This window comes from Synergistes jonesii, from assembly GCF_000712295.1.
GTDB lineage: Bacteria > Synergistota > Synergistia > Synergistales > Synergistaceae > Synergistes > Synergistes jonesii.
The window spans coordinates 1-14,415 of the sequence record NZ_JMKI01000037.1; the positions used below are offsets into that span (position 1 = coordinate 1).

Here is a 14,415-nt window from a genome sequence, read left to right on the forward strand (position 1 = left end):
TCATCTGCGCGTCTCCGAGTCGATGAAGACCGCTCCGTTGCCCATCTGGAATTTGGCTCCGCCGCCGGCGATGAACTCGCCGCCCGCGCCTAACTGTATCTTGCTGTGCGCGGCTATTTTGTCGCCGATTATCCAGCCGGTGGCATCGGCGTAGCCGCCGTTTTTCAGCGCCTGCACGAAAAAGTTGCCCTCGATGACTACTTTCGGGTCGTTCGGGTCGCTGGCGTCCACCGCGAAGGGCTGCACGAGCTCGCCGTTTTTGTCTTTCACGAGGTAGAATCTGTCGGCCAATATGACGAATTCCGAGCCGTTGCCGGCGGTAGCCAAAAGCCCGAGCCCCGCGACGACTTTTCTGCCGCCGCTCGATACCTGCGTTTTAAGCCACGTGGCGGCCGCCGCCTGCGCCTTGAAGTCTGTCAGCTCTTTGTCGGTGCACTTGACCCATGCGGCGCCGTTCCAGCGGCTTATCTCGTTGTTGGGGTTTATCCATAAGTCGCCCAATTTCAGCGGCTTGTCCACCGTGCCCGCCGGCGCGGTCGCCTGATTGTAGATGTCGGGCTTGCCGGCAGTGACTTCGGAGAGCGTCTGTATCGCGGCTTCGTTGCCGCCGGATTTGGCCTCTACGGTGCTCACTCGGCTCGCGAGTGCGTTGTCCGCGTTTACGCGCGCGGTGCGCTCGTCCTGTATCGCCGCCTTGCGTTCGGTCTCTTCCGTCGTCACCTTGGCCTGCACGGTGGTGATGGTGCTTGCCAGCGCGCCGTCCCTATCGGCCCGCACTATTTTCTCGGTCTCTATCGCCGCCTGCGCCGCCGCCAGTTTGGCCGCCATAAGTTCGCGCGCCTGCGCCTCCGAAAGCAGCCCCTGCTTGATGCGCGTGTCCAGCGTGTTGTAGTAGACCGCGAATTGTTCGGTCAGCTTCCGGCCGATGTCGTGGGCCAGCATCGCCGCGTAGAGCGCCGCTTCGCCCGCATCTTCGTCGCTCGCGGCTATCATCGCCGTGCCCAGCCGTCCGTACGCTTCGTCTTTGTCGGCCCGCGTCTGCGCCTCTTCGGTTATCGCGGACATCGCGCCGCCTACGTCTGAGACGAGCGTGTTTATGCGGCTCGACAATGCGTTGTCGCCGCTTACGCGCGCCTCCCGTTCTTCGCGGACGGCGGCTATACGCGCCGCGGCTTCGTTGTCTATCGCCTGTTGGCGGGCCGTGGCTTCCGTCTGTATGGCTGCGATGCGCGCGTTCTCTTCGGCCGTGAGGGCCGTACCGCGCGCGGCGGCCTCCGCCTCTATCGCCGCTATGCGCGCGTCAGCCTCGGACTGTATCGCGGCGGCAGCCTCGCTTTTATTGCTCCCGACGGTCGCGGTGAGCGTGTCCACTCTGCTCGCGGCGGCCGCGTCCGCGGAGGCCCGCGCTTCTTGTTCGGCGATTATCGCGGCATTGGCGTCGCCCACTTCGGCGAATAGAGTCTGTATGTCTTTGGCAAGCGCCTCGTTTTTGTCCGCCAGCACGTACTGTTCGCGCTTTATCGCCGCGATGTTGCCGTCCATCATCACTATCAGGGCTTCACGGTCTTCCGCTTGGGCGACCCCCAGCTCGTTCACGCGCGAGTCGAGGTATTCATAATGCGCGGCGAGGCGCCTCTTCTGCTCTTTGAGCGCGTTTTCGTTGCTGAGCAGCGCTTCCATCAGCGCTTCGCCGGCCGCCTCTTGGCTGTCGGCGATCTGGAAGGAGAGCAGCGTGCCGTAGCTTTCGAGCCCCTTGCTGTTGGCTTCGCGCACTTCCATTACGTCGGCCGTGCGCTGACGCCTTTCTTCGCCTACCGCTTCGTCTATCGCGGCAGACCTGTCGGCCGCCTCCTGCTGTATGGCTGCGATGCGCGCGTTCTCTTCGGCCGTGAGGGCCGTACCGCGCGCGGCGGCTTCCGCCTCTATAGCCGCGATGCGCGCCTGCGACTCGGCCGCTATCGCGTCGAGCAATTCCTGCTTGTCGATGGAGGAGCCGGCGCTTATGCCGCTGATCTGCGTGGCGAGCGCGCCGTATTGGTCGGCGCGGGCCTGCGCCTCTTCGGTTATAGCGGCTTTGGCGTCGCCTACTTCGACGAAGGCGTTGTCTATGCGCAGGGCGAGCGCTTCGTTTTCCGCCGCGCGGACGAGTTGTTCGGTTTCTATCAGCGCTTTGTTTTCGTTCATCTGGGCGACGAGGGCTTCGCGTTTCGTCGCTTCGGCGATTTCGTTTTCTTTTACGCGCGTATCAAGGTCGCTGTAAAATCCGGCCATCTGCCGGCGTATGGACTGCTCGCCCCTGAATCCGGATATGAGGGCGGCTAAATCCGCGTCGCCGGCCGAGTCGTCTACGCTCGCTATCATGGCGTTGTGCATTTTTCCATAGGCTTCGTCTCTGTCGGCCCGCAGCTCGGCTTCTTCGATTATCGCCGCGCGGTTTGAATCGACGTCGACTATCACGCGGTCTACGAGCGTGGCGATGGCTTCGTCCTCCCGCGCGCGCAGTTCTTTTTCGGAGATGAGCGAGGCGGCGGCGTTTTTTATCTGCGCTTCGAGTATGAGCCTCGACGCCGCTTCGGCTTCGAGTCGCCCGTCGACTATGTTGAGCCGCCCGATGAGTTCCTGTTTGGCGTAGGCGATGGCTTGTCTGGTCGCTTTGTCGTTCTCAAATTGGTTGGAGGCGTTCTGTATGACGCCTTCCGCGAGCGCGTCGAAGTCGTCCGCGTACTGCCCGACGAAGCCGCTTATGGTGCCGTTCTGCGCGTCTATTTTCACTTCGGCCGCCTCTATGCGCGCCACGGCCAGGTCGAGTTCGACGAGGGAGGCTTTGAGCGCTATGGCCGCGTCGAGCCCCTGCAGGTCGGCTTCCGCCTGCGCGATGCGCGCGGTGTGTTCCTGTACGATAACGCTCGACGCTTTGCTTTTGAGCTCGACTTTTTGTGCGTCCAGTTCCTGCGATACGTCGTCTATGCGCGCGTTGACGCCTTCGAGCAGCAGTTGTCCGACGTTGTCGAACGCCATGCCGGCGATGCGCTCGTCTACCTGCGCGAGTGTGACTTTCTGCGAGATTTTCGCGGCTTGCGCGTCGAGCATTATTTCGGCGTTGGAGATGCGCAGGTCTGTTTCTCGCCGCAGCACGTCGAGCCCGTAGATGCGCACTTCTCCGTTGTCCGGGTCTACGTATACGCCGGCGTCGGATAGACGGTCGCCCACGTCTTTGACCATGCTTAATGTGCCTATCACGGCTTCGGACAGCGCGTCGAGCTGTTCCATCATTTCGTCTGTGAGGTTCCTGGACTCGCCGCGCAGCAGCGCCTTCGCCGCTTCGACGTTCGCGGCCGCCTGTTGCGCCGCCGCGCTGATGTCGCCAGACAGACGGGATACGGCAGTATCCGTTGCGTCGGATAGGTCGCTCAGCTCCTGCGCCGTGGCGTCGGTTTTCTGCTCTACGAGCGCGATGTCGCCCTGCAAGCCCTCTTTTATCGTGTTTACGTCGCTTCTTATCCGCGCCTCGCGCGCAGCCACGTCGTCTACTATCTCCGATATGTCTACCTCGATGTCGGGGATTTTCGCTATCTCCGTCTGCAACGCCGACGCAAGATGCGACTCCTGTATCGTGCCGTCGGGAAGGTCGGAGGCTTGCAGCGCGTTCGTCGTGGCCGATACGGGACCTACTGTGTCGCTGTATATCCCGTTGTCCGCGTAGGATACGGAACGTACCCAAAACCAGCGTGTATCGAGCACGCCGAGCCCGTAGACGTCGAAGCTCGCGCCGTATATCTTGCCTACGACGGCGGCATCAGCGACGTCTTCGCTCGATGCCATCAGCACCTCGAAGTAGCCGATGAGCGGGTCGTCGGGCATGTCCCATGCGACCGTCGCGCAACGGAAGCCGCCCGTCGCCCTGAGATTTACCGGAGCCTTCGGGATAAGCGCTATCCCGCCGAGCGTATAGCTTTTTTCGGCCCACTCCGAATAGCGCCCGTCCAACGAACAGGCGCGCACGCGGAAAAGCCATTCTCCGGGCACGGCGGCCGGAATGTCTACCGACGACGTCCGCTGCGCCGCAAAATTGTTCCACGAGCCGGACGGGGTCTTGTAACACGCTTCGTACAGCGCGGCGTCCGAATCGCCGGAAGCCGACCATGAGAAAGTTAGCCGCTGCCTCGGCGTGCCGTTGTCGAAATAGGTGTTGGCATATACTTCCAGCCCCGTAGGAGCCGCAATATAGCCGTGCGGGCTCTTTATGCGCACCGGCGGGCGCTTGAGTACTATCCCGCTTTCAAGCTGGAGATACTTGCCGGAATTGACCTCGCGCAGCGAGACCTCGACGCGTCCGTCCTGCTTTTCCTTGAGCGAGCGCACCGCGAATTCACGCGGGGCCGCGTCCGTGCCGCTGATGCTCCACGCCGGATTGTCGGAGAACGTCTTCGAAAAGGGCGCGGAAACGTTGACGACGTTGGAAGTCCCGCGGCTCGTTATCTCCCGCGACTCCTCCGTGCCGTCGTCGGCCACGATGTACAGCGTGTACGTTTCGCCGACTGTAAGGCTCACCGGCGCGTCGAGCGTAACGGAATCCACTCCGATGTTCACGGCCCGACCGGAGTAGCGGATACCCATTATGTTCGGGTCGGCGATTTTTATCACCGTGCCCGGCATCAGGTCATAGCCTTCGAGCCCCTGCTCAAGCGTGCACTGCCACTGTTCGTCTTCCGTCAGCAGCGTCCACAGCCCGTGGCGGTACGCCTGCCCGCGGCTGTAGCAGCCGTAGGCGGTGACCTTGACCTCGCTCTTGCCGTAACGCTGGTATTTGTCCCAATCGACGACGGTCTCAATAGTCGCTTCGCCGTAGTTGTCGGGGTCGTACCACGTGACCAACGCGACGCTGTGTATCTCCCGCGCGCTGCCGGTGGAATAGGACAACGTACCGTCGTTTATCGTGCTCTGGTTGAGCGTCCGCAGCGGGTCGGTAGGATAGTCGCACGTCGCGTACATCAGCGCGCTCCCCCAATAGGTCATACCGTGGAATACGGAGGCGATAGACTGCACGACCTCGCGCGCCTCGCCGGCGCCCATTATCTGTCCGTTGAAAGTGTAACGCGGCTCCGTGCCCCCGAAGCCGTCGTCGACGCTCTCGTCGCAGATTTTGGCTATCTCGTAGAGCGTCCACTTGTCCATCAGCGGGTTTATCCAGCGCGGCGGGAAAAACTTCTTGAGCCCGTATCTGTCGCTCTCGATCAGGTCGCGCAAAATCCACGCGGGGTTGTCCGTCCATGCGTTTTGGAATGTACCGTCCCAGATGCCGCTATATGTCCGCGTCGCAGGGTCGTAGTTGCCCGGCACCTCGACGATGAGGCCCTTCACGCGGTACGCCCTCGACGGTATCGAGCTGCCGAAAGTCTCGGCGTTGCCTCGCACCATCATCAGCGCCGTGTGCGGGTATATCATCTTCCGGTTGATGATTTCCGTATAGCTGCTCCAATAGAGGTCGTTCTTAATGTTCGACTTCTCATTGTCGTCGTGAAGCTTCGTCACCGTCACCGTCCACGGAGCGCCGCCCGAGAGGGCATATTTTATCGACCACTGGGCCTGCGACATAGTCTTGTCGGTGCGGCTCTGGTCATCGCGCACGACGACGTTGTTGTCCTTGTCCTTGACGGTGACGCGATAGCTCACCGTTTCGCCTTCTGTGTCGCCGCTGCGGTCTTCGTCGTCCAATATCTGCCGATAAAGCCCCTGCACGCCGAGCGTGACGCGGACGTGCGTCACGTTTGGGTTCGTGATGGTACGGGTCACGGCGCCCGAGCCGCTGCCCGACGCGCGCGGGAAGTATTTCGTGACTTCTACGCCGACGCCGGTTTCTGATTCGGTGCCGGCGACGTCCGCGAACGGCTCCTGGTCTGGCAGCCCGAGCCGAATATCCCAGCTCACATTCTGATATGTGAACGCGCCTTCCGGCGTCTTGAGCGGGTTTTTATTCAGCGCGATGCTCTTTTCGTCGCCGGTGTACAGTCCTACGATGGGGCCCTCGGATATAGCCTCGACGATAGTGACCTCCTGCATCGACTGTAGCGTGTTCGGCGCTTCGACCGGCGCGCGGTAACCCGAAGAAGAACTGCCCATTTAGTTCACCTCCTGCGTGTCGAAGCCGCAGGAAGCGACCAGCGAGCCGGCCCACGGCGCGCCGTACACCAGCGGAATGACGTTGCCCTCTTCTTCAAGGTTTTGTGCTCCGGAGAAGAGATAACTCGGCCTTGAATCCGGGCTCTCGTTGCTGTCTATCGTAGGAGTCGGCGAAAGCAGCTGCCCCAGCCCGTTTAGGAGCATGCCCGCGCCCATCGCGAGCATGTGCCCGGCCGTGACGCTTCCGAATACGACGTTGCTCATTCCCGCCATGCTCCAGCCGGCGACTGCGAAACTGACGCCTATCAGCACGACGCCGAGCACCACTTTCAGCACGCCGTTGTTTTTGCTGCCGTTCGCGACCGGCACGATGTGCAGTTCGCTGGCACCGCCCATCGTCATAAGCAGCTCGACCTCTTCAAGTTTCTCCTTATCGCGCAGCACGAAAAATTCGCCGCCGCGCACGGAAGAGGCGAAGCCCTTCAACTGCACGGACAGCGCCCGCACCGCTTCGGCCGGAGTCTGCACATCCAGTTCGAAAACTTCGCCGAACTTCTCGGCCAAATAGCCGTGGAGGCAAACCTTCCTAAGCATCGCGCCTCACCCACATTCGTATCATTTTCGCCCACATCGGCGCAGGGTCGCGGCGCGAGAGCCGGCGCGCCAAATGCTGCAAGAACATTCCGCCGCCGATGTATACCGCCGCGTGGTTCATCTCGTTGCAGTTGATGGCCATGAAGGCCACGTCTCCAATCTCTCGCTCTTGTCCGGTTACCGCGTGAAAGCCCGCGGCCGCGAAATTCTCAGCGTATAGATGCCCGCCGCTCTTCCACCATTCATCGGAGCGCGGGAACTCGGGCAGTTCTATGTCTCGTTCCAACTTGTACCAGTCTTTTATCAGCGCGTAGCAGTCGCCCTTGCCGTCCGTCCCCGAAGGCCCGTGGCGGAACTCGCGCCTTACCAGCGGCGGAATATAACCGCCGCCCCACATATAGGGCTCGCTTGCGCCCTCTTCGCCGGCGGAGCAGAGTATCCACGGTACAGCCGTGTCTATCTGGCTTTTCATATCCGATTCGGTAGGCGCGTCCGGCGCGTCGGGGTGTGAGTGGAAAACCGCCTGCACTTCGTAATCTAAAAAAGTTCGCGCGGGCAGCGTGAAATCGTTACGGCAGTCGCAAGCCGTATTGGCGAGCGGCACATACACGCCGCCCGCAACGATGCCGCACGCCTCGAATGGATACACTTCCGCCGCGTGCGCCTTCATATGAATCTTAAGTTCTGCCGTAAGCTCCATGTCAGATATTCCCCCGTTTCAGCCCAGGAAAGCCGCCGTAAGGCAGCGGCTCGCTGCCGTAGCGCAGCACGCAGTCGGATAAGCGGCGGCCGCATACGTCGTTCGCCGCGACCACGGTAACTTCCCCGTTCTTTGTGAAATAGGCTTCCCCCGTATAAGGGCAGCCCTGCGAGCCGGCGGGGACGTATTCGAATTGCCCGCTGTCGGCGTTCCAGTGCCGGTATATCCACGGGCACGAATCGCGCAGCGCCTGACGGCTCGGCAGGCTGCAATGCGGCAGATCCAGCGGGGATATTAGCTCCCACTGGATAGAGCTTTTCGTCAGCGCCAAAATGCGGTCTACGATGAACAAATCGCGCGGGAACTCTATCCCTGTGCCCGCGTCCTCGTGTCCGTCCAAAAAGCGCGCGAATGTGCGTATACGGTAGAGCAGTGCGCCCTGACCTCCGCGAAAGCCTATGGCCAAATCAAGGAAGCGGCTTGGGAGCCCCCCGTCGCTTGCTATACTCGCCGTGATTTTCGGGCGCGGCGGGGTGTCTCCGTCCCAGGCAAAGCCCTCGACCGCGAAGTTGAGCGGGGGGTATTCGACACCCTCATATCTGATGTTGCCTCCGTCTGCTTCTGCGCTGCTCGCCCAACGCAAGATGCCCCCGCCGATAACGGAGGCGTCGAGGATATAAAGCGATATGAACGGGCTCGGCGCAGGCGACTGCGCTTCCTGAACGATAGTCGTCATATGAATACCTCACGGAGAGTGACCTGCACTTTGAACAGCCCTTTTTCCGCAGAGCTGCTCGGGTCTCCGACGACGCGCCATTTTCTGACCGGTTGAAACGGCATATAGCGCCACTCGAAAGAGGCTTCCATATGCGCGCGGAAGAACGTCAGCAGCGCCGCGCCCTCGGACGGGTTCATTGTCTCCCATGTCAGCGACAATTCGGAATACTTATCATTCAACCCGAGCCTGATATTCTGCTCGTACCCGTCGCCGAACTCGTTTTCTTGGTAGCGCGACTTTATCGTCTCCTCCGACGTCGTAGGACGACGCGCCGGGGTAAAAACATCGCTCATGATTACCACCTCGACCGGTATGCGCCTGAGCGCTGGAACTGATACATGTTTTCCATGAAACGGGCGTCGACCATGTCCCTGACACCCTCTCCCAACTGCTGCGCCTGTTTGTCACTCATTTCGCCGCCGCCGCTGTTATTGTTTGTCACATGCACAATTATGCTTGGCGCGAACACCGTGTTGCCGAACGACACGTCGCCTGCCCGCGATGCAGAAACACCGCTCAACGCTGCGAGGTCGGCGCGCAGAGGAGTTGCAATCCCGCCCACCACGCCGCCGGCGTGGTACTTGGGCAGCCCCTCCGGAAAGACAAGCTTCGCAAACGCCGCTTTCAGCCTGTCGGCAACGGAATCGCCCTTCACTTCGCCTTCCGGGCCCAGCACGCCGCCGGCCCGTAGCCTATCGGCGTCTGCTTCCGTCAGCACCACTTCATTCTTGCGCAGCAGCGCGACCTCTTCGTCAGGTTTGATGCGCCAATTTCCACCCACCACGCCGCCGGCGTGGTACTTGGGCAAAATCGTCACCGGTGTGCCGCCGCTGCCGACCACTCCGCCGGAATGGAATCCGAAGCCTTGCCCGCGTATGGCTCCTATCCACATGCCGCTATTCGGATACAAAGAGGCAGTGCTGCCGCTGCCGCCACCAACGCCAAACCAGCTGCTTATCTGTTGCAGCAGGAGCATTTTCGTGACGGTGTAGACGATGTCCTGCCCCAGCTTTTTCAGCGCGTCGCCGAGGTTTTCGCTATAGGCTATCGCGCGCGCGAAGCTGTCGACCACACCGCCTATGACGGCGGACGCCAGCCCTTCAAAAGACTTTTGCGCGTCGGTGAGCATTGCGCGGATTGAATCTCTAAAACTCAGCGTCGACGATTCAGCCGCTTTGATTTGCTCGGCTATCTGCTTTGCCAGCAGCGGCGTCGCCCCATACTGGACTAACAGCGCGTTTAGAGCCTCGCGGTACTCGCCGAACGTCAGCACCCCTTCCTGGAAGCGCTTGTTCAGCATTTCAATAGCCGGCTGCGCTTCGCTCGCGATGCCATGATGAAGGGCGCTGTAAGCGTCTTTCAGTTCCTGCGGCCAAAGCTGATAATTCTCTATCGCCGCGCCTGTGGATATATACTCTTCTTTCAGGCGTTCAAAATTCTCGCGCAGTTTCTCCACGTGCTCGGCATCTGAGATAAGCCCCATATCATGCTGCCACGAAAAAGTATCATAGAAAGCCTGCTTGAGCCGTTCAGATTCTTCGCGCAGCGATGCCATGCGTTCCTTTGTTTCTTTCAGACGTTCGAGCACCTTATCGGGCGCGAACGGGTTATTAGCCTCCGCCGCGTCCGTTATTTCGTTGTATAAATCCTTCAGCGCCTTCCAGTCGTCGGAAAGCACCTTCGTTTTCGACAGCCATGCGTCTAAAACAGGCAGGAACGATTCGCCGTCCGCGTTGAGATATTTGATTTGGTCGCGAATGCTTTCAACGAGCTTTTCGGCGGCGGATTTGCCTTTGCCAGATTTGGATTTATCGGTATTAGCGGCAGGAATCTTGTTCCCATTGCCGCCGCCTTCAACCGATACCGCCGCCTCGTAGAGCCTTTGTAACTCCGCTTCCTCCGCCTTGAGCTTCGTCAGCAGGTCATTATTTTCTCTAAGCCCACTCTTAGTAATCGCACTGACCGCACCGCCCACGCCGCCGAGAACGCCTTCTTTGAACATGAATTTCACAGTAGAGAGTTTTAGCATTTCTTCCTGCGTCTTGATTGCGGCCTGCGATACTAAAATCAGTTCCTTGCGGACATATTCAAGTTGACGTTTTATTGTGCTTGCGTCCGCCGTGGCAAATGTTTTGTTTACCTTAGCGACGGCATCGTCTGCTATTTTTGCGAGTCGCGCCGTCTCTTTCATTTCATTGCGCAGATTAAACCAGTATCCGGCAGCCACTGCGAGCGTAGCCCAGCCTACGGGGCCTATCGTTGCCAAAAACGTTTTGAACGCCGCCGTCGCGCCTAATATCGCTGCTTTGAAAACTCCCATCGTTGTGCCGGCCGTAGCGATTTTAATCGACGCCATCGTATAAGCCGCGCCCATTTTAGAAACTAATGACGTGGCTCCTGGAATAAGCGCCATTCCTAAGGTAAGCTGTGCGTTAAATTTAGATAACATAGACGCGACCGCAAGCCCCCCCTGGTAGGTGGCGAAGGCAATTACAGCCGTCTTCAGCTCAGCCGCATGGTCTTTAGCAAACCTAAACGCTTCTCCGAGCTTTTTCACTCCATCGACGGCAAGTTCTATTCCGTAGACTATTCCCGACTGGATATTCTCAATCAGCTCTTTATAGCTGTCGGATTTTGTGAATTTCTCCCATTCGGAATTGATAGCGTTGATTTGGTCCTTTATCTTCTGGAACGGGCCCGAATCCTTGCCCTCTCCCATAATGTCCGTTTTGAAATTCGCCCACATGCCGCCCATCGTCGCGAGCGCGCCGCTCCATGTGGTCTTTGCTTTGTCCATCGCGCCGCCCATCGATTTCGTCATCAACTCGATGATGCCAGCGCGGATAGAATTAATATCTTTGCTGACCTCTAAACGAATGCCGTTCGACGACAGCACCGCCTTTTTCCCCGTGCGGTCAAGCATGATGCCCAGATTGCGCAGCGGCTCGACCTCCGTAGTTACGACGGCGGCCGCCACTTCGCGCATATCCCTGTGCATCGCGGTAGCGACGTCAGCGATCGCGCGCAGCGCTTCCTCTGAATTTTGTACGGCGGCCGTCCTGAGCCTTACGAAGGCTCCTATCGCCTCATCGGTATTTATCGGGTTTACCGCCGCCCAGTTTTTCACGCGCTGGAATGTGGCATCGGCTTCCTCTATGCTTGAAGAGACGGCGCGGATAGAAGTTCGATAATCTTCAGCCCGTGCCGCTGCGACAACGAAACTCTTCGCCACCGACTTCAGCGCGATGCCGCCGACGATGCCCGCAAGCAGAGTGCGGACGCCGCCGAGCGTGTTTTTCAGGGCTCTTATCCCTTTTTCTGTTTCGCCGAGGCCTCTCGTTTCAAATTCTGTATAGACCTGGGCTACTCTCAGGCTGTCCCCTGCCATTAGACCACCTCCGCCGCATTACAAAAGCGGCCCCAAAAGGAGCCGCTTCACAAAAATTACTTTCCGTTGCAGTCCGCCAACAGTTCGTCGACGCTGAAATCTTTCACCGTTTCTTTAGAGCCCTCTTGTTCTGACAACGCGCCGGGCTCGTTGAAGGCAAGCGCCGTATAAACGGCCCTGCGGCGCTCGTTCGCGTCGATGCGCCGCGCAAGCATCAAGAAATGTCTGTATTTCATCGCAAGAATCTCTTCGGGCAGATACCCGTAGACGAAACACATCTGCGCCACTATATCGGCTATGTCGGCATCTCCGCCTCCTTCGCCTCCGCCGGCGCGTTTTTTTCGTCGTTGCCTATGAGGTAATTGAAAATCGACGCATAGGCGCGGACGGGGACCTTTGTTATGTCGAAGCCCGGTATCATCATATTTATGGCTTTGCCCATAACTTCAAGCTGCTCAGTCTCGCCCTTCGCTTCGCCGATCATCTTGTCGATGAGCAGGATAGTTTCGAGCGTCGGATCATTGACTATGTACTCCGTGCCGCCAAAGACTATCTTTTTGCTTTCGCCGAGCAGTTCGTCGATATTAAGCATCTCCGATTAACCTCCGATAGTCGCCGTGGGGTCGCCGTAGATGATAGTCTGCCCCTCCGTTGCGGTCTCTTCGCTCGGATATGCTTTGAACTCTATCGGCAGCGTGCGAAGCCCGTTTTTCGTATACGAAATTTCAATATCCGTAGAAAGCGGCGCGGCGCACGGGAAGAAGAAGTCTTTGCTCTTGTCCGAAGCAGCTTTGTCGATGGGGTGCACGCGGAGTTCTCCCTCGTTGTCCCTTACGCTGCTGCCGGCGACACTGCTGATAACTAACTTCTGTTTATTGGGGTCGCCGGCGTCCGTCACAAGAGTGGCTCCAGGGAAGGCCAGCTGCATATTCGCCATGGAAAAATCCGTGAGAGGCGCGCTTATCGTTATAACGCGCTTGGTCACTATTTCGTCCACGGGCTCAATGATCTGATCCACTTCGATTTCCTGCGTCTCGACCGTGACTTTTATTGAGACGCCGTTCGACGTATAGCCGAGGTCGACCTCCGACCCCACGCCGGAGCGCTTGAAAAAAATGCGGCATGCGCCGATTTCATAACTTTTTGTTCTCGCCATCTTTAATTTTCTCCCTTCCACACCGCGCTTATCGCGGCGTTAAACTCGTGAATGTATCGCCCATAATCGTCTTTGTCCAGATAAAACGGCTCCTGTATGGCGCGCGCCAGACCTACCACTTCGCGGTCGCATTCAGGCACCGCCCCGTCTTCTATCGCGCGAAAAGCCTGCCATGCCAGCGCTTCGGAGGCAGGGTAAGTCGCAGCCGCGCAATAGACCTGAAAACGCTGCTCTCCGACGGGCACGCCGTCATAGGGGATCGACTCATACGGAGTGATCAGCACAGCCGCGCCCGTTTCGGGGCAGTCGATGATATAGACGTGCTGCAAGCCAGCGTCTATCAACATCTGTCGCACTGCTTCAACAAGAGTCATAATCCCACCTTCTTTTTCGCGCGGCGCAGATAAACGCCGCTCCGCATACGTTCGCCGATTTTCGGGATAGCGCGTTCAAGCCACTTATTGCGCCCGACCGCGGGTTTGGGAATCTTCTCAAGGTAGAGAACTTCATCATTATCGTCCAGCTTCACAGAGCGCGACAAAGCGTCCTTGCGCTTAGACCTCTTCCATGAGCTATACTTCCAATTGCGCGGAGTCCAAAGCGTTTCATGCAACTTGATGGCATACGGCGTGTTATAGCTCACGACCACGCACGGACGCTTCGCGTTCTTTGCGGCCGGTGCGGGCGACTCCTTGTCCTTCGCGCTCTTGCTTTTGTTCCCCTTGCCCTTCTGGGCCTCGGCGAAAACCGTTGCCGCCTGCGGAGGCGAATCGACGGTCACGACGCCGGAACGCCGCAGCGTGCCGGTATCGAGCGGGACCTCGTTCGTCGCCTGCGTCACCATGTCCTGTCCGGCCAGCCACAACACTTCGAGGGCGACGCGCTCTATCTTCCCTAACGCCGCGTCGCCTTCCCATTTCATCTTGCAGCCCTTAGACATAACAGATGCGCCCCTGCTCGCGCCCTACGACGTCGACGATGCTTGTCACGCTCTGTACTTCGCCGCCGATTTGCCGGTCCGTCTTCGGGTCGGTGAACAATAGCGTATCCCCTTCAGAAACAGGGCTGTCAAGCATCACGCGGTTGTTATATGTTTTGCCTGCGCCCGCTCCCATCAGCCCGCCGACAAATCCGGATTCCATCTCCCAGCGACAACGTATCGTCACCGCTGCGGAGGGCGTCGGCTGCCCGAACGCGTCATAGCCGCTTGCGCCGGTTCCCGGCGCAGAAGGACGCCGCGTCCATTGGCATTTCTGCTTTAAAAATCCGCTTACGAGAGCCATGCCGTTTTCCCCCTCTTACCCCTGCCGTCTACGCCGTTCTTGATAATGCGCCACGCGGCGGGAGCAACGGCGGCGGGACGTCCCTTCAGGTCGAACGAATGGCTCAGACCAGAAAGGCTGTGCGAGGCGACGCCGCTCGCCTGCAAGTTGGCGAACGAGCCGAGCAGCCATAACGCCTGTTCGTATATCGCCGCGTCGGACGCCTCCTGCACCATGTCGGACAGGTAGGGTGAAAGCGCGTCACGCGCGCTGTTTAGGGCTTGTTCTTGGCGGGCCGCCGTTTCTTCGGTGAAGAGTTCTCCGTCGAGTCTTGCTCCAAGGTAGGCGATTGCTCCGTCGACTGTTGCGGACATGGCGCATCATCTCCTTTTACGCACGCGGCGTCTTGCTCCTGCA

13 protein-coding genes are annotated in these 14,415 nt (G+C 59.2%); all 13 read right to left on the reverse strand.

Annotated elements, in window-relative coordinates:
- From gpJ to EH55_RS08965, 13 genes are read right to left on the reverse strand one after another with little or no spacing between them, the layout of a single operon-like run.
- Positions 1-6,120: a TipJ family phage tail tip protein gene (gene gpJ, locus EH55_RS08905; protein ID WP_037976939.1), complete on the reverse strand. Its 6,120-nt coding sequence runs from the start codon at positions 6,118-6,120 to the stop codon at positions 1-3.
- Positions 6,121-6,714, reverse strand: a complete 594-nt coding sequence (locus tag EH55_RS08910; protein WP_070110147.1) for a tail assembly protein — start codon at positions 6,712-6,714, stop codon at positions 6,121-6,123.
- Entirely contained in the window at positions 6,707-7,414 is a 708-nt protein-coding gene (locus tag EH55_RS08915) for an NlpC/P60 family protein (protein WP_037976940.1), read from the reverse strand. Before EH55_RS08915 ends, EH55_RS08910 begins: the two co-directional genes overlap by 8 nt.
- A gap of 1 nt (position 7,415) precedes the next feature.
- A complete protein-coding gene (locus EH55_RS08920) occupies positions 7,416-8,150 on the reverse strand; it encodes a phage minor tail protein L (protein WP_037976943.1) in 735 nt (244 codons plus the stop codon).
- Complete coding sequence (locus tag EH55_RS08925; RefSeq protein ID WP_037976946.1) at positions 8,147-8,485, reverse strand: phage tail protein; 339 nt, start codon at positions 8,483-8,485, stop codon at positions 8,147-8,149. The genes EH55_RS08920 and EH55_RS08925 overlap by 4 nt, the downstream gene beginning before the upstream one ends.
- A gap of 2 nt (positions 8,486-8,487) precedes the next feature.
- Positions 8,488-11,580: a hypothetical protein gene (locus tag EH55_RS08930; RefSeq protein WP_037976947.1), complete on the reverse strand. Its 3,093-nt coding sequence runs from the start codon at positions 11,578-11,580 to the stop codon at positions 8,488-8,490.
- Positions 11,581-11,636: 56 nt separating this feature from the next.
- Positions 11,637-11,867, reverse strand: a complete 231-nt coding sequence (locus EH55_RS08935) for a hypothetical protein (protein ID WP_141730529.1) — start codon at positions 11,865-11,867, stop codon at positions 11,637-11,639.
- Between the two features lie 8 nt (positions 11,868-11,875).
- Positions 11,876-12,172 carry a hypothetical protein gene (locus EH55_RS08940; RefSeq protein WP_037976951.1) on the reverse strand — a complete coding sequence of 99 codons (297 nt, stop codon included), beginning with the start codon at positions 12,170-12,172 and terminating at the stop codon, positions 11,876-11,878.
- 6 nt (positions 12,173-12,178) lie between these two features.
- The gene (locus tag EH55_RS08945) at positions 12,179-12,736 is read right to left on the reverse strand and encodes a hypothetical protein (protein WP_037976953.1); all 558 of its coding nucleotides are present in this window, start codon (positions 12,734-12,736) and stop codon (positions 12,179-12,181) included.
- 2 nt (positions 12,737-12,738) lie between these two features.
- Positions 12,739-13,110, reverse strand: coding sequence for a minor capsid protein (locus EH55_RS08950; RefSeq protein ID WP_037976956.1), 372 nt, complete (start codon positions 13,108-13,110; stop codon positions 12,739-12,741).
- On the reverse strand, positions 13,107-13,676 hold the full coding sequence (locus tag EH55_RS08955; RefSeq protein ID WP_037976957.1) for a hypothetical protein: 570 nt from the start codon (positions 13,674-13,676) through the stop codon (positions 13,107-13,109). The genes EH55_RS08950 and EH55_RS08955 overlap by 4 nt, the downstream gene beginning before the upstream one ends.
- Positions 13,669-14,019: a hypothetical protein gene (locus EH55_RS08960; RefSeq protein WP_037976959.1), complete on the reverse strand. Its 351-nt coding sequence runs from the start codon at positions 14,017-14,019 to the stop codon at positions 13,669-13,671. The genes EH55_RS08955 and EH55_RS08960 overlap by 8 nt, the downstream gene beginning before the upstream one ends.
- Positions 14,007-14,372, reverse strand: coding sequence for a hypothetical protein (locus tag EH55_RS08965; RefSeq protein ID WP_037976962.1), 366 nt, complete (start codon positions 14,370-14,372; stop codon positions 14,007-14,009). Before EH55_RS08965 ends, EH55_RS08960 begins: the two co-directional genes overlap by 13 nt.
- Between the last annotated feature and the right edge of the window lie 43 nt (positions 14,373-14,415).

Excerpts from the sequence above, each read along its gene's own strand:
- EH55_RS08955 (WP_037976957.1), bottom strand. The coding sequence starts at position 13,676 with ATGTCTAAGGGCTGCAAGATGAAATGGGAAGGCGACGCGGCGTTAGGG.
- EH55_RS08925 (WP_037976946.1), bottom strand. The coding sequence starts at position 8,485 with ATGAGCGATGTTTTTACCCCGGCGCGTCGTCCTACGACGTCGGAGGAG.
- EH55_RS08920 (WP_037976943.1), bottom strand. The coding sequence starts at position 8,150 with ATGACGACTATCGTTCAGGAAGCGCAGTCGCCTGCGCCGAGCCCGTTC.
- EH55_RS08915 (WP_037976940.1), bottom strand. The coding sequence starts at position 7,414 with ATGGAGCTTACGGCAGAACTTAAGATTCATATGAAGGCGCACGCGGCG.
- EH55_RS08910 (WP_070110147.1), bottom strand. The coding sequence starts at position 6,714 with ATGCTTAGGAAGGTTTGCCTCCACGGCTATTTGGCCGAGAAGTTCGGC.
- gpJ (WP_037976939.1), bottom strand. The coding sequence starts at position 6,120 with ATGGGCAGTTCTTCTTCGGGTTACCGCGCGCCGGTCGAAGCGCCGAAC.
- EH55_RS08930 (WP_037976947.1), bottom strand. The coding sequence starts at position 11,580 with ATGGCAGGGGACAGCCTGAGAGTAGCCCAGGTCTATACAGAATTTGAA.
- EH55_RS08950 (WP_037976956.1), bottom strand. The coding sequence starts at position 13,110 with ATGACTCTTGTTGAAGCAGTGCGACAGATGTTGATAGACGCTGGCTTG.
- EH55_RS08960 (WP_037976959.1), bottom strand. The coding sequence starts at position 14,019 with ATGGCTCTCGTAAGCGGATTTTTAAAGCAGAAATGCCAATGGACGCGG.
- EH55_RS08945 (WP_037976953.1), bottom strand. The coding sequence starts at position 12,736 with ATGGCGAGAACAAAAAGTTATGAAATCGGCGCATGCCGCATTTTTTTC.
- EH55_RS08940 (WP_037976951.1), bottom strand. The coding sequence starts at position 12,172 with ATGCTTAATATCGACGAACTGCTCGGCGAAAGCAAAAAGATAGTCTTT.
- EH55_RS08965 (WP_037976962.1), bottom strand. The coding sequence starts at position 14,372 with ATGTCCGCAACAGTCGACGGAGCAATCGCCTACCTTGGAGCAAGACTC.